This window comes from Spirosoma endophyticum, from assembly GCF_900112365.1.
In the GTDB taxonomy this organism is placed as follows: Bacteria; Bacteroidota; Bacteroidia; order Cytophagales; family Spirosomataceae; genus Spirosoma; species Spirosoma endophyticum.
The window spans coordinates 1089146-1111897 of sequence record NZ_FOLQ01000001.1; the positions used below are offsets into that span (position 1 = coordinate 1089146).

16 protein-coding genes are annotated in these 22752 nt (G+C 49.5%); 10 read left to right on the plus strand and 6 right to left on the minus strand.

The genetic code is table 11. From position 1 onward, the window contains the following. The first annotated feature begins 155 nt into the window (after positions 1-155). From BM202_RS04310 to BM202_RS04335, 6 genes are all read left to right on the plus strand, one after another. Positions 156-617, plus strand: a complete 462-nt coding sequence (locus BM202_RS04310; RefSeq protein ID WP_093823261.1) for an energy transducer TonB — start codon at positions 156-158, stop codon at positions 615-617. Positions 618-667: 50 nt separating this feature from the next. Then, positions 668-892 (plus strand): hypothetical protein, encoded by a 225-nt coding sequence (locus BM202_RS04315; RefSeq protein WP_177236499.1) that lies wholly within the window; start codon positions 668-670, stop codon positions 890-892. Between the two features lie 114 nt (positions 893-1006). Next, a complete protein-coding gene (locus BM202_RS04320) occupies positions 1007-2737 on the plus strand; it encodes an erythromycin esterase family protein (RefSeq protein WP_093823265.1) in 1731 nt (576 codons plus the stop codon). 88 nt (positions 2738-2825) lie between these two features. Further along, positions 2826-3851, plus strand: a complete 1026-nt coding sequence (locus BM202_RS04325) for a rod shape-determining protein (RefSeq protein WP_093823667.1) — start codon at positions 2826-2828, stop codon at positions 3849-3851. 354 nt (positions 3852-4205) lie between these two features. Next, positions 4206-5228 (plus strand): ScyD/ScyE family protein, encoded by a 1023-nt coding sequence (locus BM202_RS04330; RefSeq protein ID WP_245776514.1) that lies wholly within the window; start codon positions 4206-4208, stop codon positions 5226-5228. 253 nt (positions 5229-5481) lie between these two features. After that, positions 5482-6294 carry a class I SAM-dependent methyltransferase gene (locus tag BM202_RS04335; RefSeq protein WP_093823269.1) on the plus strand — a complete coding sequence of 271 codons (813 nt, stop codon included), beginning with the start codon at positions 5482-5484 and terminating at the stop codon, positions 6292-6294. Positions 6295-6456: 162 nt separating this feature from the next. Here the strand turns inward: BM202_RS04335 and BM202_RS04340 are convergent, their stop codons facing one another. From BM202_RS04340 to BM202_RS04350, 3 genes are all read right to left on the minus strand, one after another. Then, the gene (locus BM202_RS04340) at positions 6457-7758 is read right to left on the minus strand and encodes an alpha/beta hydrolase family protein (RefSeq protein WP_093823271.1); all 1302 of its coding nucleotides are present in this window, start codon (positions 7756-7758) and stop codon (positions 6457-6459) included. Positions 7759-8175: 417 nt separating this feature from the next. After that, positions 8176-9819: a TldD/PmbA family protein gene (locus BM202_RS04345; protein WP_093823272.1), complete on the minus strand. Its 1644-nt coding sequence runs from the start codon at positions 9817-9819 to the stop codon at positions 8176-8178. Positions 9820-9901: 82 nt separating this feature from the next. Then, positions 9902-11281, minus strand: a complete 1380-nt coding sequence (locus tag BM202_RS04350) for a TldD/PmbA family protein (RefSeq protein ID WP_093823273.1) — start codon at positions 11279-11281, stop codon at positions 9902-9904. Between the two features lie 382 nt (positions 11282-11663). Between BM202_RS04350 and BM202_RS04355 the strand changes: the two genes are divergently transcribed. Both BM202_RS04355 and BM202_RS04360 read left to right on the plus strand, forming a co-directional pair. Further along, entirely contained in the window at positions 11664-13100 is a 1437-nt protein-coding gene (locus BM202_RS04355) for a Dyp-type peroxidase (RefSeq protein ID WP_093823275.1), read from the plus strand. A gap of 191 nt (positions 13101-13291) precedes the next feature. Beyond that, on the plus strand, positions 13292-13828 hold the full coding sequence (locus BM202_RS04360; RefSeq protein WP_093823276.1) for a pyridoxamine 5'-phosphate oxidase family protein: 537 nt from the start codon (positions 13292-13294) through the stop codon (positions 13826-13828). Positions 13829-13871: 43 nt separating this feature from the next. Here BM202_RS04360 and BM202_RS38100 read toward each other — a convergent pair whose 3' ends face one another. Further along, positions 13872-14294: an ABC transporter permease gene (locus tag BM202_RS38100; protein ID WP_245776515.1), complete on the minus strand. Its 423-nt coding sequence runs from the start codon at positions 14292-14294 to the stop codon at positions 13872-13874. 12 nt (positions 14295-14306) lie between these two features. Continuing rightward, on the minus strand, positions 14307-15098 hold the full coding sequence (locus BM202_RS38105; protein WP_245776516.1) for an ABC transporter permease: 792 nt from the start codon (positions 15096-15098) through the stop codon (positions 14307-14309). A gap of 429 nt (positions 15099-15527) precedes the next feature. On the opposite strand from BM202_RS38105, the gene pta reads away from it, so the two are divergent. Both pta and BM202_RS04375 read left to right on the plus strand, forming a co-directional pair. Continuing rightward, the gene (pta, locus tag BM202_RS04370) at positions 15528-17624 is read left to right on the plus strand and encodes a phosphate acetyltransferase (protein WP_093823278.1); all 2097 of its coding nucleotides are present in this window, start codon (positions 15528-15530) and stop codon (positions 17622-17624) included. Positions 17625-17645: 21 nt separating this feature from the next. Beyond that, complete coding sequence (locus BM202_RS04375) at positions 17646-18842, plus strand: acetate/propionate family kinase (protein WP_093823279.1); 1197 nt, start codon at positions 17646-17648, stop codon at positions 18840-18842. A 247-nt stretch (positions 18843-19089) separates the two neighbouring features. Here BM202_RS04375 and treS read toward each other — a convergent pair whose 3' ends face one another. Beyond that, positions 19090-22464, minus strand: a complete 3375-nt coding sequence (gene treS, locus BM202_RS04385) for a maltose alpha-D-glucosyltransferase (protein WP_394333773.1) — start codon at positions 22462-22464, stop codon at positions 19090-19092. Between the last annotated feature and the right edge of the window lie 288 nt (positions 22465-22752).

Below are 22752 nucleotides of genomic sequence, written 5' to 3' on the forward strand. Positions count from 1 at the left end.
TCGCTACAGGTGCAACGGTGAGTAGGGAAAAGATTTTTTTCGGGCCGTTGCTTACCTGATCAAGTGATAATCCGACTAAAGCTTTACTCAGGCTTCTGCCCTCGAAATTGGTACTGAAGCACTACATCCTTTTTCACCTTAACGACCAAAATACCATGATGACATTTCAAACAGTACGCAAATCCATGTTGCTTTTGATAGCTTCACTGTTCATCGGCACGATGACTGCCTGTAGTCAGGGGAGTTCACTGATCAAATCCGTTCAGCCGAGTGAGCATGCTGAGCCCCACGAAGAAATTTTTACAGTCGTTGAAACGCCCCCGAGTTTCCCCGGTGGAATGGACAGGTTTAGTGACTATATACATCAAAATTTACGATACCCCGCAGACGCGATAAAGAACAAAGTTGAGGGGAGAGTGTTCGTTTCGTTTCTCGTAATGTATAATGGTCGCCTTCAGGACGTAACTGTTTTAAGAGGCTATGGTTACGGCATGAATGAAGAAGCCGTGCGTCTGGTACAAAGCATGCCAAGCTGGATACCCGGCAAACAGGCAGGAAGACCCGTTAATGTCAAGTATAATGTCGTCATTCCCTTTGAATTAAGCTCAGTGAAATAGTTTGCTAAATGAAAGCTTTTTATCTATCCACACCTTTCTTCTATAAAATCATGCAACGCTTGTCAACCATTGTCCTTTCTATCGCCTTAACGGTTTTTGTGATAGCTGCCAGCCTGGCGCTACTGGCTGCCGCGTGGCTGATGGCGGCTCAGTTTCTGGGTGGTCAGAGTCGTTGGCAGCTACCAACTATGTCCTCTACGTTTTATAGTATGTCGGTTGTACCCAATCCGTTAGTACAAAAAACCGGTTACTGGTTCAGAAGCCGCCCTTATTGAAGGCTGATTCGATCGGCTTTTTCTGAATCCTACGCCCATGAATAACTTAGTGGTTTCGACACAGCAAGCCTGTGTTGGTGCGGGTACGTTTTAGTCCATGATCCATCTTCTATTATGATTAAATCGCTTCTTCTCCTGGCCCTGTTGTTTGTCGACGGTATGGCTATCGCTCAGCAAGTTTCCGCTTCGGCAGAAGCAACATCACTGGAACCCGGCAAACCCATTGGACGTGATCTGAAAGCCGACCAAACACATACCTATACCGTTAAGCTTAGCAAAGGGCAATTCCTGGATGCGACCATCAACCAACAGGGCATCGACGTACTGGTACGTATTTTCGAGCCAGATGGAGCAAAAGTTGCTGAGATCGACTCGCCCAATGGGAATCAGGGCGACGAACCCATTGCGCTCGAAGCAAAAAATACGGGCTTATACCGCATCGACGTTCGTTCGTTCGAAAAAGAGGCAAAACCCGGCCGTTATGAAATCAGAATCAATGAATTGCTTTCTGCACAAGCATATGCTACCAGGGTTGCCGAAACGCTCCGCAAGCAGAAAGCCGTGATTGGTTGGCTGAAAACCAACGCCATTCCGCTAAAAACCGTTGAAGCCGGCACTGATTTTACGGATTTGCAACCGCTCAAAAAAACGTTTCAGGATGTGCGATTTGTCGGTTTGGGTGAGGCAACGCACGGCACCCGCGAGTTCTTTCAGGTCAAACATCGACTGCTCGAATTTCTGGTGCGCGAACTGGGCTTTCGCGTGTTTGCCCTCGAAGGCAGTTATGCTGCCCTGCAACTGATCAATGACTACGTGATGGGCATAATGGACGACGGCGCCCAAGCCCTCGACAGTCAGGGTTTCTGGACCTGGAATACCGAAGAAGTACGGACGATGCTGGATTGGGCACGACGTTACAACGCCGACGCTCCGGCCGATAAACGGGTCAAATTTGTTGGCTTCGATATTCAGTTCAATCAACCCGGCAAAGACAAGTTACTGGACTATCTCAAGCGGGTTGCCCCAGAGCGGGTCGACACAACGGCCAGCTTTTTCAGAACGAATCTTGACTCGTTGAATTCAGCACTTAGTACGTCCATTCAGCAGGAGAATATGCAGAAAACGCTCAAGGAACTGCAAATCAACTACAACGATTTATTCGTATTTCTTGAACTGAATGGACCGAACTTAATCGCAAAATCCAGCCAGGTCGAATACGAACAGATGCGGGAATATGCCCGTGTATTGACACAATATATCGACTCATACAGTCGCCAGGCGCCAGCGGGTATCGCCATACGTGACGTGTACATGGCCGATAATTTCAGACGCCTGGTAGACCGCGAACCAGCGGGCACACGCTTTTTTTTGTGGGCGCATAATGGCCATGTGGCCACGGACAACAATGGCCTTTTTATGCCTATGGGCGCTTATTTGCGTCAATATTATGGAAATGCGTACTACGCGCTCGGCTTTAGCTTTAATCAGGGTTCCTTTCAGGCACGGGAAGCGCAACCGGCAGATTCGACAAAACGAATGCTCGTGTCCTTTACAGCGCGACCAGCACCCGAAAGGTCTGTTGACTGGTGTTTAACCCAAACCGGCCTAAAAAAATTTATCGTTGACTTCCGACAAACACAAAAAAACGCTGACCTCAACGCCTGGCTCACAACGCCCTCGCCCATGCGCAGTATTGGATCGGTTTATACACCCCGTGCTGAGGAGAATTTTTTCTATCCCGTAACCGTCGGTCAACGGTTCGACGGCCTGCTGTTTATCAACACGACAACACGGGCCCGACCGAATTCGTCGGTCAAAAACGTAGCGGGACGGAATGACAAGTAACGTAGCGGTCAAGCTATATAATGTGTTTATTCTTATTTTAAGGTCCAAAAAACTGTATCTGCTGTCACGCCTTACGCGTTACAGGTATATGAATTTATTTAATTTCCTTACAAGTGACATTGCCATTGATTTAGGCACAGCGAATACGCTGATTATTCATAAGAACCAGATTGTGGTGGATGAGCCGTCGATTATCGCCATGGATAGAATCAGCGGTAAGGTGCTGGCTATTGGCCATAAAGCCATGCTCATGCATGAGAAAACCAATGAGAATATTAAGACCATTCGTCCTCTGAGAGATGGCGTTATTGCCGATTTTACGGCCGCCGAGCTGATGATTCGGGGCCTGATAAAAATGCTTGAAACCGGCAGTAAGTTATTCTCCCCCTCGCATCGAATGGTTGTCTCCATTCCTTCGGGCATCACGGAGGTGGAGAAGCGAGCCGTTAAGGATTCCTGTGAGCACGCGGGGGCGAAAGAGGTGTACATGGTGTATGAACCGATCGCAGCCGCTATTGGCATCGGCATTGATATTACACAACCTAACGGAACGATGATCGTCGATATTGGGGGCGGCACCACCGAGATTGCCGTGATTGCGTTGTCGGGTATTGTCTGTGAGCAGTCCATCCGAACGGCGGGCGACGTTTTCACCCGCGATATTGTGGATTACATTCGTCGCGAACATAACCTGTTCATTGGCGAACGGTCTGCCGAGCAAATTAAGCTGGTCGTGGGGTCAGCGCTGACGGAGCTGACGAATCCCCCGTCGGATTATGAAGTGCGCGGACGCGATTTGATGACGGGCATTCCCAAAGAAATCAAAGTAACCTACAGCGAAATTGCCTACGCGCTGGAAAAATCAGTGTCAAAAATTGAGGAGGCAACCATGAAAGCGCTGGAAATGGCTCCTCCCGAATTATCGGCTGACATTTATACCAACGGTATTCATCTGACCGGGGGCGGAGCGCTTCTGCATGGGCTGGATAAGCGGTTGGCGTTAAAAACTAAACTACCCGTTCATATCGCCGAAGATCCGCTCAGGGCCGTTGTAAAAGGCACGAGTGAAGTGATTAAAGATATGGAAATGTATCATTCTGTTCTAATCAGGTAGCGGTTATTACCCTGGTTACTACGTTGTTTCCAATCACTCAGGCCAGCGCAACTAACCGGTATCCATACCACTTCCCTATTTACTGAAACGAATACACCGCTCACCAGAAATTTAAGTTTAGGAAGCTGATTAACGGAAATGTGCGAGGGGTGGCAACTGAGTTGCCACCCCTCGCACATTTCCGTTTACTACGTAATTCCTGTTCTACGATCGAAAGACCTGCCGCTTGCTAAATACTTGTTAACCCTTCAATTTGCCTATGCTACCTTGCTGGCCGTAAACCAGTTGAGCACATTACTTCTGATTTAGTACACCTGGTTAATCCTTTTTTTAATCACTCATATCCCTTTTATCATGCTGCACAAAATTACTCTTTCTCTCTGCCTGTTGGCCGTATTTTTAGTAACAGGTTGCCAGGATCACCAGGTTGTTGCCCCTAGTGCATTCACGACAACACCCTTTGCAACGGGTTTACTGAGTCCAATTGGCGTTGATACAGACCCCAGCGGACGTATCTGGGTAACGGAGGGCGGAACCGGACAAAACGACGGCCGGGTTTCGATAGTTACGCCCGATGGCGTGGTGCATCCTGTTATTACCGGCTTCGATTCGGAAATATTTCAGGGTGAGCCGAATGGATTAAATCACCTGCTCTTTGCCGATGGGTGGCTTTATATCCTTGGATCACACAGCAAATTCTACAAAGTCAATGTCGCTAATTATAAAGTCGGTGATCCCACTATCTCGGCCCAAAGCCTTCCTGTCGAGGATAAAAAACAGTGGATACTTGACTATAAATTTCCTACTGGTCTGGATACAGAAGACACGCACCTATACAATATGGCCATTGGGCCTGATGGCGATCTCTTCTTCACCGATGCCGGTGCCAACGCTATCATTCGCCGAACAAAAGCGGGTGTGTGGAGCGTCTTTTCGATCCTGCCGCCCGTTGCCAATCCGGCAGGAACAGTGCCTCCTATTCCGTTTAGCGAGAGCGTACCAACCGGAATTGTTTATGATGGACAGAAATTCCTGGTCAGTACGCTTGTTGGTTTCCCATTCGCAGAGACATCGTCTGTCATTTACCAGGTGGATGCGGCAGGGAGTGCTACCGTCGTTAAAAGTGGTTTTACCAGTATAGTGGATATTAATCTGGAGACCAATCTGGGATTACTACTGCTACAGCATGGCGTATTTGCCGGAGGATTTAGCCATAACACGGGTAGATTAATTCAGGTAGCAGGCAACGGCAACTCGGTATTAGTCGATAAGCTGGACCTGCCAACCGACCTGAAACAAACCAGCGCCAATACGTACTACGTAACCGTGCTTGGCCCAAATGCTACCAGTGGTTCTTTATTGAAAATTACGCGCTAGACACGTAGTAACTTCCAACGTTCATCCATTCGGGGTTAGTTTCAGCCTGTTAGCGCTGATGCTGACCCCGAATCTTTATTTCCAGCTAACTTTCTGATAAACAGTGCTTCCCGGAGCAACTGATCCGTACACTAACCCAACTGTGCCATTCACTCAATAAAAGAGTGAATTCCCTGGAAAAAATCTGACTCTTGTTCATTCTTTAGTCTAAGGATCTCTCTGATAGACTACTAAATCCTAAAAATGAACGAAGATGAATCCGAACAAAGCATTGTGGGAGAAAGGGGACTTCACCAAAATTGCCGAAACCATGCGGGAAAGCGGTGCAGCATTGGTTGCCCAACTAGGCATCACCAAAGGCATGAACGTACTAGACCTCGGTTGTGGTGATGGCACTACGGCCATACCTGAAGCTAAACTTGGCGCTACCGTTTTAGGGGTTGATATTGCCAGAAATCTCGTTGAAGCGGGCAATCGTCGGGCCAAAGCGGAAGGGCTTACAAACTGTAATTTTCAGGAAGGTGATGCGACCGATTTGCAGGACTTAGAGGACAAGCGTTTTGATCTGGTTGTCAGTATATTTGGGGCCATGTTCGCTCCAAAGCCATTTGATGTAGCCAGGGAAATGGTCCGTGTTACCCGTCCCGGTGGACGAATCGTCATGGGTAACTGGATACCGGGCGATCCAACGCTGGTCGCGCAAATTTTAAAGATCAGTTCGACCTATACACCGCCACCGCCAGAAGGTTTCATTAGTCCAATGCTATGGGGTGTCGAGAGCCATGTTATCGAACGATTTGAGAAAGCCGGTGTGGCCAAAGAAAACATAACGTTTGTCAACGATGTATTTACCTTCAACGCACCGTATCCCCCATCCGAATTCGTCAATATGTTCAAAAACTATTACGGCCCTACCATGAATGCCTTCGAGGCTGCGGAAAAGAATGGCAGGGCGCTGGAGCTACAGCACGAATTGGAAGCTTTATTTACGAGTCAGAACAAAAGCCCCGATCAGCATACCACGTCCATAGACGCTACGTTCCTGCGCGTAACTGTGGTACGTTGACCGGAGGTATTGAAGGCCATTCCCTTGGCTGATTCGCACCGGCTGCCACGGGGAGGCTAAAATATTTCTTACTTGGTCTGAAACCCCTGAATCCCCTGAAGGGGACTTTTCTCCCTCTCGAACAAAGTCCCCTTTAGGGGATTTAGGGGTTTCAGACAGCTTCTAAGGTTTCGCATGGCGCATTTCCAGCCCGACTGACATGCGGGGTTTGAAGCCGGTCCAGGGTCCGGCAGCGTCAGTTTCGGGGAGATCCAGGTACTTCGCATAATCGAGCTTCTTCAGGTGAATACCTAAGAACGCCGTTACGAAATGCTGGTTGATATTATTGATCCGGTGTTCATTCCAGGCGGGTTCAGCATAGTGCATGTATTCATCGGCCGACACGCCGGGTAGAAGCGACGCCATCGGGGGCGGATTGGGCGCCACGTTGTGCCGGGCGTTGACGTAAGTCAGCAGATACCGATCGGCGTTGACGGCCCCATCATAAATGGCTTTTATACCTTTTTCGTAGCCCGATACGTCGTCTTTGCTTCCCGCCACAAACAGCGTTGGCAAAGTCAATCCTGCCAATCCGGTAGCATCCCAGACACCTCGTTCCATACCCCACGGAGCAAAGGCAACCACCGCCTTAATTCGGGGGTCCAGCGAGGATTTGTACGCTGGCGAGTCCATGGCGCGAACAGCTAAGGCCGTGCTCCCCCCGGCGACTTGCGCAAACAGTTTCATCGCCTGGGGGCTGTAACCCGCCCCTACTACGTTAAGCGCTCCGTAGCCACCCATCGAATAGCCAATCAGGGCTGTGTTGTCGGCATCCAGCAATCCGGCCAGGAAGGTATTGCTGGTTTTAGCACCCAGCCGGGCCATTTCGTTTAGTACAAACAGGTCATCGAGGGAGCGATTCAGCAACGTACTGGGGAATCCGGCCGCATCACTGTAGGTCGATTCGGTATGGTCGATAGCGACAACAACGTAGCCTTTCGAGGCCAGATTCTCGGTCAGGTAGGTCAGCAGAAGTCGAGAACCAAGGTAACCGTGCGAAACGATAACCAGCGGATACGCTCCTCCGCCAGGATCTGGTTCGGCATCACGACCGGCCCGCCCTGTAAACGTGAAAGGAACGAGTGGCCGTTTTGGATCATTGGCCCGGCCAAGTACGGATTCATACGTAACGGTAGCTGATTTGTTGGCCGCACTGCGAGCCGGATACCAGATTTCAACGGTCAACGGGCGGTCATACAGGGGGTGCTTACCGTCTTTCGTGTGCAAAACATCCACCTGCGCCGGGTGCACCAGTTTCATCGTCCGCACCCCTACGCCATACGTTCCCCGAGCTGCCAGATCGGGAGCATTTGGTAACAGATCACCATTCACGAAGGCGTCGCCCGGTGTTTGGGCTACAGCCTGAATTACTGTTCCTACGATAAACAGCAGGATAAATACGTAGCGACTCAAACTGATTTTCATGGATTTTACAGGAGTAGGAATTTCGCGGTAGTATTACAGAAAAATTGAGTCGAATAAACTGTACGGCTGTAAATAACGTGAATTTGCAATTAGTTTGAGTTGATTTTAGTCCGTTAGGTCGGACGGCCGATGCTGCCTTACTAGTGAAGCGTCCCCAATACGTTAGTCGCCGTTGAGTGCGAAGTACCGGAAGGTTTCCAGGTCGCCCTAGTGAATGGTATGATCCATGTCACCGCTTTGAGTTTTGTGGGCAACTCTTACTCAATCAGCCACAATCATGTAGCTGTGTCTATAGTCTTTACCAAACATGCAGGACCGATTGAGTTCAAAAACCAGAGCAGCCGGATTGATACGTGTTCGGGCCTTAGGCGAGCCCATTCAGCCATAGAAGGACGAATAAGGGGAGAAATCGTCCCGCTATACTTTGCGGGCCGTATTGATCACGTTGACACCGTTGAAGCGAGCCGTGGCACTCCCATGCGACACGCAGCTTAGTTGCGGAGGTTGTCCTTTTCCATCGAAAAACGATCCTTCAACTCGGTAATCGCGTTGATCGCTCACCTTCACGCACGAATTCCAGAACTCCTGCGTGTTCGATTGGTAAGCCACATCTTTGAGCATACCAGTAATCTGGCCATCTTTGATTTCGTAAAACAACTGACCGCCAAACTGAAAGTTGTACCGCTGTTGGTCAATCGAATACGATCCGTAACCAATGATGTAAATTCCTTTTTTAACGTCCTTAATCAATTCATCCACCGACAATGGCTGAGTGCCAGGAGCCAGTGATACGTTGGCCATACGCTGAAATTGAACGGCGTTCCAGCTATCGGCATAGCAACAACCGTGCGATTCGGTTTCGCCCAGCATGTGCACCTGATCGCGAATGGCCTGATAATTAACCAGAATACCGTCCTTAATAAGATCCCATTTTTTGGTTTTTACGCCTTCGTCATCCCAGCCAACAGCACCCATCGAACCGGGCTGCACTTTGTCGGCAAACACATTGACCTGCGGACTGCCGTACTTGAAGGTTTTTGATTTCCATTTATCCATAGTGGCGAAGGACGTACCGGCCAGATTGGCTTCGTAGCCCAATACGCGATCCAGCTCCGTTGCATGTCCCACCGATTCGTGAATCGTCAGTCGAAGGTGAGACGGGTCCAGCACCAGATCGTACTTCCCCGCTTCTACTGATTTCGCCTTCACTTTTTCCTTGACCTGTCGGGCGGCTAACGTAGCATCGTCCATCATGTCGTAGTAGTTATTGAACAACGTCGTGGGTCGACCCGTAATGCGATCAGGGGGTGTGGTTTGCAGGTATTCGTAGCCCATTGCTTTAGCCGTTCCTAGTGAGTTTCGGGTCTGAAACTGGCCCGTCGCGCGGTCAATTCCGGTTACGGTAAACGTAGGCCAGATGCGATGAATATCCTGATCGATATACGAACCGTCAGTTGAGGCAAAGTATTTCTGCTCGTTGACCATGAACAGCACCGAGTTGACAAAGTTGGCGCCATTGGTCATGGCAGCCCCATTCACCGACAGCAACAGATCGACTTTTTCCTTGATCGGAATCTCGAACAGATTTTTCGTGAAGGGGGTTTTGTAGCTTACATCCCCAAACCCTTTCTGCGGAGCCAGTTGTACCGGTTCGTCCAGTAAGGCAATGTTGGCCCTGGCAACCTGCACCGCAATTTCGGCCGTTTCAGCCACCTGTGCTTCTGTGCTGGCGTCGCCCAGGGACGCAAATCCCCAGCAACCGTTCACGAGCACCCGAACGCCAACGCCAAACGATTCCAGGTTAACAATGCTCTGCACCTTGTCTTCACGCGTTGTCACGAATTGGTTGAGGTAGCGGCCAATCCGAACATCGGCATACGTAGCACCTTTCGCTTTTGCGGCATTCAGACCAGCATCTGCCAACCGTTTTTTGACGGCCAGATCAAGACCAGGGTCCAGAAGCGCTTCGGCAGCAATGACTCTCCCACCGGCAGCCATACCGGGCAACAGCAATGCACCAGCTCCCGCGCTGGTAAGTTGAATAAAATCTCGACGATTCATGGTTTTGTCAATAATCTGAAAGTCGCTGGTCGTCAGTCAAGAGTCGTTAGTAAATTGTTATAAAGCTGTTGACTAGCGACGTTTAAACTGCATCAGATAAGCTGCTAAAGGTGAAATCACGAATTTTCATCGGGGGGATCAGGCTGCCATTTGTTCGGACCGCTTTGCCCATCGCTTCTATGTTATTGAGCATAACGATCGGACTTTCATTGAAGCGAAAGTTTTTGACAGGAAACTTGATCTGACCATTTTCGATGTAGAACGTACCATCCCGCGTTAGGCCGGTATACAGCAGTGTTTGCCGGTCAACATCCCGGATGTACCAGAACCGGGTAACCAGAATGCCGTTTCGAGTGCTTTTGATGAGGTCAGCCATTGATTCGTTGCCGCCCTCGATAATGATTCCGTCGGGAGCCGGGATGGCTTTAACGCCTTTTTTCTCGGCCCAGAAGCGCGAATAAAACATATTCTTAACCACGCCTTTGTCAATCCACATCACTTTTTCCTGGGGCCGCCCGTCGGTGCTACTGCCACCTCCACCGCCCCCACCCAGCAGATCGCCATAACCAGGGCGACCACCTCCCGAAACAAAGGGCGTTCCTGGAATCTCGGCATTCATGGGATCGGAGTAAATGGTGATACGTTCGTCGAATAGTTTCTCACCTAGTCGCGTTCCTCCTCCTTTTTTACCCAGGAAACTGCGTCCTTCCTCGGCGCTGCGCGCGTCCATGTTCGACATCATGTTGCGAATCAGTTCCTGAGCGGCTGTGGGTTCCAGGATAACCGTATACTTGCCGGGTTCCAGCGCCTGCGCCTTGGCAGAAGCAATCGCTTTTTGAACAGCTACCTGCGTGAGCGGCCCGCTATTGAGTTTGGAAACATCATTATAATCCCGCACTACGTATCCCGAACCTTTACCATCGTTCGTTCTGACTGTTACCGAGAAATCGATGGATGTCGATTGATTATGTCCGAAAAGGCCTTTACTGTTTCCTATGGCCGTAAAACCGGTTGAGTTTTCCAGAAACCCCGCCGAGTTGACCGAATTCTTTTTGCAAATAGCAATACTATCTAACGCCAGTTTTGCCCGATAAGCAGGATCGATGGATGCCGTTGCTTCGTTATACGTCTGGGTTTCCAGATAGTTCTGTGGCCCTAAGAGCGGAACGTACTCAGGATTTTCGGGGGCCAACCGCGCTACTTCTTCCGACCTTCTTACTGTTTTTTCGAGCGACTGGTCATCAAACACGTTGATCGTGGTGGTACCCGAACGCTTACCAAATATCGACGTAACAGCCAGCGACAAATTAGCCGACTGGCCACTGGTGCTTACCGAATTGCGTGCATAGCGAATGTTCCCTCCTTTGTCTCCGCTGATGCTGACACTCATTTCATCAGCTTTCGAAAAAGCCAGCACTTTGTCAATTAATTTCTTCGATTCTTCTTTCGATAAAATGGCCATTGATCTGCAGTTAGACTACCCTTACCAAGTAATTCGTAAAGTAAAGCCGAACGGGCCGATTCACAAAAATTATTGGCCAAATAAGCGAATCTCAATATAATAACTTACTATAAAGCGCTTTACAAGTATAAAATTTCTGATTTCATTTAAATGTTGACTTACATCAAGACCCTATACTGTTTTCTAAAATCTGCGACTTATTCTATCAGGCCAGAAAGAAGGGTATTTTCCCCCTAGTTAACAGCCTGATTATTGCTGTTTATTGTATCGTTAAAATAGCCGATCAAGCAACGCAACACAGATTCGTTTTAAGTAGGACGTATACACAGATACGTTCAAATTTTAGTCTATTCTTTCATATCCACAGTAAAACAGGAAAACAATGAAACCAGTTAATCCGAAACTTTTTGCTACCGACCGTATCTTGAAAAATCTTCAGGGTAATACCATAAAAGGCCATGGTCGTGATCACACAACGCATATTTTTATACACTTCGATGCGGACTGTCTTTCCGCAGCGAAAGACTGGATACGATCCTTTTCGGAAGACACTATCACCAGTGCCAAAAAGCAGTTGGAAGAACGGGAAGCTTTCAATAAAGATAATACGAAAGTCGGTGATTTATTTGCTTCCCTTTTCCTGTCAGCTGCCGGCTATGAAGCCCTGGGCTTTACGGATGTACACACAAAATTTAGCGATCAGGGATTTAAAGCCGGTCTGAAAGCCCGACGTACCGAAACCAATGATCCTGAACCTCAGGAGTGGGAAAAAGGATACAGGGCCGAGATTCATGCCATGATCTTGCTGGCAGATGACGATCTGACCCGAATGGGGATCTTCACAAAAGGTTTACTCGACATAGTTGATAAGTTTAGTCGTATCAATGTAGTCGAGTATGGAAATGCTATCCGAAATTCAGAGAAGGAAGGAATCGAACATTTTGGCTATGTCGATGGCACGAGCCAGCCCCTGTTTCTCCAAGATGAAATTGAAGCTTATGAGCAGCTTCATGGCGTCAAGCTCTCTCCGCCGTCCGACAATCTTAAATTTGATCCATCCGCCGATACGGATCTCATTCTGATTCCCGATCCTTACGTAGCACCAAATCCTGAAAAACCAGCTCTGGGAAGCTATTTCGTTTTTAGAAAACTGGAACAGAATGTACGGGCCTTTAAAGAAGCGGAGAAAAAAATTGGTAAGCAGTTGTTCCCTAATTTGGGCGATGAATCGAAACGGGAACTGGCCGGGGCTTACCTGGTTGGACGTTTTGAGGATGGCTCACCCGTGCTTTTGGATGACGAGGATTCTATTCCAAACAGTGCTCATTTTAACAATTTCGATTACGCCAGTGATCCTAGTGGAGGCCGTTGTCCTCATTTTGCCCACGTCCGAAAGGCAAACCCAAGGCGAGATGCATTTGACAAATCCAGGACTATGGCACGGCGTGGCATTCCCTTTGGCCATCGGGATGTTGACACAGAACTAGACCCTATACCCGCCCAAACACCTATAAATGGTGTAGGATTGCTATTTATGAGTTATCAGGCGAGTATAGAGAATCAGTTTGAATTTATTCAGCGGGATTGGGCAAACAATGCTGCTTTTCCAGCGGATAGCACAGGAATTGATCCTATTATTGGGCAGTCTGCCGTAACCGCAACCCCGGCCGAGCGATCATCAGACCGCAGCTATCAATTCCCTCAAACATATGTTACTCCTTCACCTACTATTCCGGCACAGTTTGATCAGTTTGTGACGATGAAAGGGGGTGAATATTTCTTTGCCCCAAGCATTACTTTTCTTAAGAGCCTTGTGTAAACGTACGCCAAATTATCTCCAACCAAATTCAATCAGCCAGAAAATGACACGCCATAGTGGGTAATTGGCCATGCGGAGACTTGATCATAAACCGTAAAGTAACTAAATGGGCCTTTAGTGATTTGTTAAAAGACGATTAGGCTAACATTTTGTTAGTAGCTGAACGACGATTTTCAATTACCTCAACCGTTATGGACAGCATCAATCAACAACAACCCGAAGAAAATCACAAAGACCTGGCAGGTACTGAAGCCGGAAAGAAGATTAAAGAGCTGGTTGGCAAAAGCAGTACGTGCTATTTCTGCACGAAGATTACGACCGGAGAGCCGTTGAAAACGAGACCCATGTCGGTGCAGAAAGTAGATGAAGATGGTAGCTTCTGGTTTTTGAGCGCCAGCGACAGCCACAAAAATGCGGATATACAAACCGATAGCCAGGTGCATCTCTTATTCCAGGGCTCGGACTATTCTGATTTTTTGAGCGTTTACGGGTCAGCCACTATCTCCACAGACAAGGAACTCATCAAAGAACTTTGGGAACCGGTTCTAAAAACATGGTTTACCGAAGGGATCGACGATCCACGTATTACGGTGATAAAAGTAGATACGCAGGAAGGTTATTACTGGGACAACAAACATGGCAATGCAGTGGCATTTGTCAAGATGGCTGCGGGGGCTATCCTGGGAAAAACACTGGACGATTCGATTGAAGGTAAGTTAACCGTATAGTAATTCTCTTTGGCGCGAGTAAATCATTGGCAATGTCAATGACTTACTCGCGCCGAATCGCTTCCACAGGGTCGAGTCGGGCAGCTCGCATGGCCGGATACGTACCGAAGATGACGCCTATCAGCATCGCTATGACCAGAATGATGCTGAATGTATTCCAAGTATACGCCATCTGAAACGGAATGTCGGTCAGGGCTTTCACAATCGGCACGACCGCCATCGTACTCAGTAGGCCCAGCGCCAGACCAAGCACACTACCGAAGGTGGAAATGGTGATCGATTCAGACAGGAACTGCCATAAAATATCCCGTTTTTTGGCACCCAAGGCTTTGCGAATGCCAATTTCAACGGTACGTTCCGTCACCGAAATGAGCAATACGTTCATAACACCAATGCCACCGACCAGCACCGAAATACCAACGATCATACCCATAATCAGGCGGAACAGCAGGAATCCTTTGGCCACCTGACTAACGCGCTATTCATTGGTGATAATGGCAAAATCAGCCAGTTTGGTTTTCATGTTGGCTTTCAACCAAGTTTCGATATGCATTTTAAGTACCGGCACATCTTCTACGTTCTCGGCCTCAATGACACACATAGGTGGATTCGCCTTTATAACACTGTCGGACAATACCGTAACCGGCATCATTAACTGGCCAACCTTTGCATCCTTATCGGCCGAAATGCCAATGATTTTCAATACGTTTCCTTTATAAATAATTTGCTGATTGATAGCTGTTTTCTCCGGCATCTTGCCCACCAGTTGCTTCGCCAGCCGTTGATTGATAAAGGCCACATGACGTCTGTTTTTCAGATCGGTTTCACTAAAGGCTGTGCCATACAAAAGTTGTATATCTGGATGAAGCGGCAGGCCTGTTCCGGTAATAATCGTGCCAATAGGTCGATTGGTTGCCTTTACGGTTATTTCATCGGTCTGCCGGACATAGAGATAACCCGTTGCCGGTTTCGTCAGAGACGACCGCATCTTCAGAAAGTCATTGTAGTTCAAATAAGCATACGCCTGTTTCCGCACCCCTACGTCGTTCACTGATTTGTAGAGATTGGCCTGTATCAGAATGGCTTTCAGCGAAGTCGTTTTAGTGATTTGTTCCCGGGCGTATTGCTCCATCCCATCGATCAGCGACAGCATCGCCACCAACGCGGCTACCCCAATCACAATACCCAGTATCGACAAAATGGTATGAAAAAATCGGGCACGAATGTTTTGCAGGGCATTTGCAAAGGAGAGTAGGATTTTCTTTCCCATGACAGTTTGGGGGATGGTGCGTGATGGCTGGCGGTAACGGAGAATGCACAAGTTGTGCACATTATCACCAGATTACACGGCTTATGTGATAAGCGGACGTACAAGGAGAATCTGGTCAGAATTCCGCTTCTCAACAGTGGGCATTTCCCCCAACCGATTGTATCGCTGGCCCATTCGACTCAACCTGCTGGCTGATACTGGTCGATTGAACGACAAGTTCATTCATGGAGAAAACCTTGTCCTGGTACAACCCCATTGTGGATTCTATTCAGTCATAGCGTCTCCGGGAAGGTTTCACCTAAAGCGCGGTTCTAAAAACATAAACCGGGCCTTTGGGCTTACTATACATGAGCCTATCGGATTGATTCATGGCCGCCAGATAGCGGATTCTGATTGATTCGTTCTGACAAACAACAAGCAACGTATCGCATGACGAAAGCCATTTACATCGCGTCGGTAGAGCCCTATACGGGTAAATCCTTAGTGGCCCTTGGCCTGGTGAACTGGTTACTGGGAAAAACCAAAAAAGTAGGGTATTTCAAACCCATCATTACCGAGCAACCGGCGGGTCAGAAAGAAATTCATATCGAAGCCATTCTGGATTATTTTTCCCTGCCCATTCCCTACGAAGCCACCTACGCCTTCACCCGGCAGGAGGCTCTGCAACGAATGGAATCGGCCGGGCGGGGCGACATGCTCAATACCATCATCAGCAAATATAAAATCCTGGAAGAAAGCAGTGATTTTACCGTGATCGACGGCAGCGATTTTCTGGGCGAGGGCATCGCCTTTGAATTTGAGTCGAATGCCGCCATTGCCAAAAACCTCGGAGCGCCGGTCTTGATCGTCATTAGTGGCGACGCAAAATCCACGGCTCAAATCGTCAGTTCGGCCCAAAGTGCCCTGCAAGGATTTGTGAGCCGGGATGTACAGGTGCTGGGCCTGGTGGCCAACCGGGTGAAACCTGACCAGGTGGAAGACGTGCAGGCGCTCCTCCGTATGCAGCTACCGGCCGATATCCTGCTCACGGTCATTCCCTGGGAAAAACAGTTGCAAAGCCCGACGATGAAAGAAATCAGGGACGCGCTGGGGGCCAAAGTCCTGTTAGGAGAAAGTCTGCTTTCTAACCCGGTAGACAATTTCGTCACGGGTGCGATGATGCTGCCTAATTTTCTGAATTACATCAAGGAGAACGTACTGATCGTCACCCCAGGCGATCGGGGCGACATCATCATCGGCGCGTTACAGGCGAATCTGTCAACGAACTACCCGAAGGTGGCGGGCATTGTGCTGACGGCCGACACGGTACCGGATGAGCCCGTTACCCGGCTTATCTCGGGGCTCCAGACGGTATTGCCCATCCTGACCGTCAAACAGGGCACCTTCGGTACGACCACGGCCATTGGTGCGATCCGCTCCCGCATCACCGCCGATAACAAACCCAAAATTGAGCTGGCCCTGAACCTGTTTGAAGCCCATATGGACATGAAGGCTCTCGACGACCGGATTGTTACCTTCCACGCCGAGGGCATTACGCCACACATGTTCCAATACCAGTTGGTAAAAACGGCCAAGAGTCAGAAAAAGCACATTGTGCTTCCCGAAGGAAACGACGATCGCATCCTGACCGCAGCGGTCCGGCTCCTGGCCCAGAACGTAGTGACGATTACCTTGCTGGGTGATGAAATTGAAATTATGACGTCTCTTAAGCGATTAGGCCTGCCGGTGGATATATCAACATTGACCATCATCAATCCGGCCACCTCTCCCCAGTACACGTCCTACGTTGAAACGTTGTATGAACTGCGGAAAACCAAAAATGTGACCATCGATATGGCGCAGGATCTGATGCTGGATGTGTCCTACTTTGGCACTATGATGGTCTACAAAGGTCATGCCGATGGCATGGTTTCCGGAGCCGTACATACTACCCAGCATACCATCCGGCCCGCCCTGCAGTTCATTAAAACCAGACCCGGCGTTTCGCTGGTTTCCTCCGTCTTTTTTATGTGCCTGCCCGACCGGGTTTCCGTTTTCGGCGATTGCGCCGTTAATCCCAATCCAACGGCCGATCAACTCGCCGACATTGCCATTTCCTCAGCCGAAACGAGTGCCCGTTTCGGGATTGAGCCCCGCATTGCCATGCTGTCCTATTCATCAGGTAGTTCGGGCGAAGGCGAAGACGTGGACAAGGTTCGGCAGGCGACGGCTATCGTGCGCCAGAAAAGGCCTGACCTACACGTTGAGGGGCCCATCCAGTACGATGCCGCTGTTGACCCCCTGGTAGGTCACCAGAAACTACCAAATTCAACGGTAGCGGGTCATGCAAGCGTATTGATCTTTCCGGATCTAAATACGGGGAACAATACGTATAAAGCCGTACAGCGGGAAACGGGGGCGTTGGCCATCGGCCCTATGTTACAGGGACTTAATAAACCCATCAACGACCTGAGCCGGGGTTGCACCGTGGATGATGTGTTCAATACAGTCGTCATCACGGCCATTCAATGTCAGCAAAATCCGTAGCGGATACGCTACCAGATAACTATGTACATTCTCATTATTAATGCGGGTAGCAGTTCGCTAAAGTATCAGCTTTTCGACATGCCCGCCATTGAACCTCTGTGTACAGGATTAATCGAGCGAATCGGCACGGATCAGTCCTTTATTCGCCATACCGTATTGAATCGACCTGATAATCCGGTCATTGAGCGCCATGAACCGATTGCCACGCACGCCCAGGGCTTTGCGCAACTGGTGGCGCTGCTATCAGATGCGGAGGTTGGCGTTATTAAGCATCCGGACGAGATCCGGGCCATCGGCCACCGGGTGGTGCACGGCGGAGAAAACTTTACCAGAGCTACCCAGATCACCCCGGCGGTCAAAGAGAAAATCAGGTCGTATTTTCCACTGGCTCCGCTGCATACGATCAATTACGTGTGCATTGAAATCGCGGAACAAACCTTCCCCAAAGCCAAACAGATAGCCGTTTTTGATACCGCTTTTCACCAGAGTCTGCCTGAATACGCTTTTCGATATGCCATTCCGGAGGCCTTATACCGGCAGGAAGGCATTCGGGTTTACGGTTTTCATGGAACGTCCCACAAGTACGTCAGCGAGAAAGCGGCCTCCTGGCTGGGAAACCCGAACGCTAAGCTCATCAGCATCCACTTGGGCAATGGGTGCAGCATTACGGCTGTTCAGAACGGCAAATCACTGGACACGAGTATGGGATTTAGCCCCCTGGCGGGTCTGGTGATGGGCACCCGATCTGGCGACATTGATCCGGCTGTCATTTTCTATTTGATCGAGCATGGATACACTCCCGAGCAGGTCAATACGTTGCTCAACAAACAGTCAGGCATGGCAGGTTTCACGGGATTTAGTGATATGCGGGATGTACGGAAATTACGCGAAGAAGGCGATCCGACCGCCGAATTAGCGACCGAGTTGTATGCTTACCGGGTCAAAAAGTACATTGGGTCCTATACCGCCGTGTTGAATGGGTTGGATGCGCTGATCTTTACGGCGGGTGTAGGGGAAAACGATTCGGACGTGCGGGCGCGAATCTGTCAGCACCTGGACTATTTAGGCATTCACCTCGACTTCGATAAAAACGCGGCCTTTTTACCCGGTATTCGAGAAATCAATTCGACCGAGTCACCGGTCAAGATCCTGGTGATACCAACGAACGAAGAGCTTGAGATTGCTCAACAGAGCTATACCTTACTACAGGCGGAATAAATTGATGGTAGCGGGAGTAAGAAGCTGCTTTTGGTTGCCCAACCGCTTATGAAACCGTCTGATTCTGACCAAAATCAAGTTCACCAGTTTTTAATCGGTGTCAACTTCCGTCACTGCCCCATCGACTCCCTAGCGTTCAGCACGAACGGTTTACGAAAGGCCCAGCCTGATTTTCCTGCTCAATTGATAAAGCAGGAAAATCAGCCTGGGCCTTTCGCAACAAAGCAAGATTAACGCTACCTGTTTCTTAACTATCGGCAATGGTACCCTGCACAATTTTTTCTTCGCCTAATACGTGATCTGCGGTCATCACTTCGGGTTGCTCTACAATCGATTTGATTAGTTGCAAAGGGACGCGCACCCAGTCAGGCCGGTTGTAAAGCTCATAATTTAAATCTGAAATGCTTTTTTCGAGCAGGTATGTTTCCAGCATCATTTGCAAGTCGTCAGGATTGTCGGGAATGAACGAGCTACCCTGAACCGTTTCTAGATAGGCTTCCATAAAAAAGTTACTCATACAGTGCGCCCAGAACCCAGCGTAAGGGAGTAATTGAGTGGTCGTGTCGGCCTGCACCTGATTAGTCGTCAAAAAGCCTTCATAACCCACGTAGTAGAACGAGCGGATCATGGAGGCTACGTCGCGCAGGGGCGAGCGCTTGAGCCGGCGTTCGCTGTAGCTTCGGCTGGGATCACCACCGAAATCCTGGATGGCGATGTCTTTGCCGGTCAGCAGAATCTTTTCCAGTTGCAAATCGCCATGAATCCGGATTTTCGTCGTGCTCAACTTTTTGCGGTAGATTCGCTTAAGTAGATTCAGTACGTCATCTTTTCGACCCAGCATCTGCTCGACGTCCTGCCGTACGTCATCGGGAAGGCGCTGTAGGTTCCGTTTCTGGCTCTGATAGCTTTCACGAACCAACGACTGAAAACTCGCAAACAGTGAACGCTGGTAATGCAGCGAGAATTCTTCTGGTGCGAAATCCTTATGCATCGCATCGGAAGCCAGTGCCTGGTGCATCTGTCCGATACGTATGCCCAGAAGCCGGGCCTGTTGAGCAGCCCGATGACCCACCAACTCCTGGGTTTCGAAGGGTAACGTACTAAACGAAACCGGCTGGCTCAACGTACCGAGCGATACGTCCATTGCCTGAGCTAACTGAACCTGATCACGGGCCAGAATACGCTCGATAAAGTTGTTGATCCGTTCCAGGACGTAGCTCTTTCCGTCGCCATGCTGACCAACCATTTCCTGCATAACACCCAGTATGATCGGCTCGCCCTTTGACGTCATTTCTACCGACCCGGCAAACGGAGCCACGTTCGCAAAGCCAGCCTGATCGGAAAGAAACCGCGTAATTTCCGTATCGGGGTTTATGGCCAGATCGACCTTCCGGTAAAGTTTCAGGAGGTAACAGTGATCGTAGGAAACAGTGGCGTAATCAGGCCTGGAAGCAATAAGCCTGGGTTTTATGCCGCTGTGCTCCCGAACGTAATCCGCCAGCGCCGGTTTACTTTGAAAAACCAGATTGCCTTCAGTATGGCCGCTTTCCTGGGCCACTTTTTGAAAAAACGCCTGTTGAACGTCGGACAGATACAGACCATCGCACAGCAGGCCGAACTCATTGCCCAGTTTCAACGTAGCCAGCACCGCCTGCGGACAACTTTGACTAAGTTTAGCGGCCTGCAACTCATCCGCAAAGGCCAGGATCAACTGAAAGATTTCGGGTAACCCCCGTTCGTACGATACCTCAAGCAGGAGGATGTAAGCTGATCCAACCGGGAGTGTGAGGGGGGCTTGGTTCAATATGGTTACGCCCCGCATCGTCTGCTTTTTTTCACTGAACCAGTCGGATCTGAGCAGATAATCGGGCAACACCCTTGTTTCCAGCCGTTCGCGGGTACCTTTGTTCATAATCTGCCCCCAGAGGGTAACCTGAATTTCAGGCAGTTGGAGCGCAGGCAGTACGTCTGTATTGGTTTTCTCCAGCACAAACCACTGGTAATCGTGCGGAGCCAGAGTGAAGAAGTACGTTTCGTTTTCCGAGACCGCCGGGAACGAGTTTTGGCTGAATGCTTCGACCGGTACGTAGCCGTTGAAACCCTTCAGTTCAATCTCGGCGGGCTGCGAATATTTTGATAAATTAATAACAATCAGCAGGGTTTCATCTTCGTAGGTGCGGGTGAAGGCCAGCACTTTTGGATTCTCGACGTTCAGGAATTTCAGATCGCCCCGACCAAACGCTTTAAATCGCTTCCGCAGATTAATCATCCGCTTCATGAACCAGAACAGCGACGACGTATTGGTTCGCTGGGTTTCGACGTTGACCGATTCGTAATGATATTCCGGATCAAGAATGGTCGGCAGGTATAGCTTGTGTGGATTCGCGGACGAGAAGCCCGCGTTCCGGTCCGGCGACCACTGCATGGGGGTACGTACACCGTCGCGGTCACCCAGGTACACGTTGTCGCCCATGCCGATTTCATCCCCGTAATAAATAACCGGGGTGCCCCGCAATGAAAACAGCAGACAGTTCATCAGTTCGATGCGCTTTCGGTTGTTGCCCAGCAGGGGAGCCAGCCGGTGGCGAATGCCGAGATTGATACGTGCTCTGGGGTCTTTGACGTAGGTTTTGTACATATAATCCCGTTCCTCATCGGTGACCATTTCGAGCGTTAGTTCATCGTGGTTACGGAGGAAAATCGCCCACTGGCAATTCTCAGGAATGGCCGGGGTCTGGTCGAAGATGTCGGTGATCGGGTACCGGTCTTCCATTTGCAGCGCCATAAACAGGCGGGGCATCACCGGAAAATGATAGTTCATGTGACACTCGTCGCCATCGCCGAAATAAGACGCTGAATCTTCGGGCCACATATTGGCTTCGGCCAGAAACGCTACGCAGGGAAAATGATCATCGATGTGTTTGCGCAGTTTTTTGAGAAACACGTGGGTTTCGGGCAGGTTTTCGCCGTTGGTACCTTCCCGCTCAAACAGATACGGTACGGCATCCAGCCGAAAGCCATCGACACCCAGCTCGCACCAGTAATCAATCATCCTGAACACTTCCGCCTGAACGAGCGGATTATCGTAGTTCAGGTCGGGCTGGTGATGAAAAAAACGATGCCAGTAATATTGCTGCGCTTCATGGTCCCAGGTCCAGTTGGATCGTTCAAAATCCTGAAAAATAATCCGGACATCCCGGTACTGAGTTGGATCGTCGGTCCACACGTAGTAGTCCCGTTCGGGCGAGCCTTTGGGCGCTTTCCGGGCACGTTGAAACCAGGGATGCTGATCGGACGAATGGTTGATGACTAACTCCGTAATGACCTTCAAATTCCGTTGGTGGGCTTCGACGAGCAGGGTTTTAAACTGCTCGATGGTTCCGTACGACGGGTTTATCGTGTAGTAATCGGCAATATCATAGCCATCATCGCGCAGGGGTGACGGGTAGAAAGGCAGCAGCCAGATGGCTGTAACACCCAGTTCCTGCAGGTAATCTAACTTTTCGAGCAGCCCCTGAAAATCACCAATTCCGTCTCCATTGCCATCGCAGAACGCTTTGATATGAAGTTCATAAATAATGGCGTCCTTGTACCAGAGAAGCTTATCGTCTTGTTCTATCATATTGTCTGTCATGATTATCTGTGCATAAGGCGTTTTAATTTCCGGCCAGAAGACTACACGTAAGAAGGTGTTTGCTTATCTGGCAGAACTATCGAGCAACAAAAGTTCTGGCGACTTACCTAACGTATCGTATGCGATTGAGTACGTTTAGTAAATAGTAACCTGTTTTCACCAGGAGAGTTTGGGCATCAGGACAGAAGTTAGCGAAATCCTTCCATACGGCTTAGCCCATTTCCTCTACTCTTTTGGAAACCGGGTCCTGTCATAAATGCCTTCTTTACAAAGTAC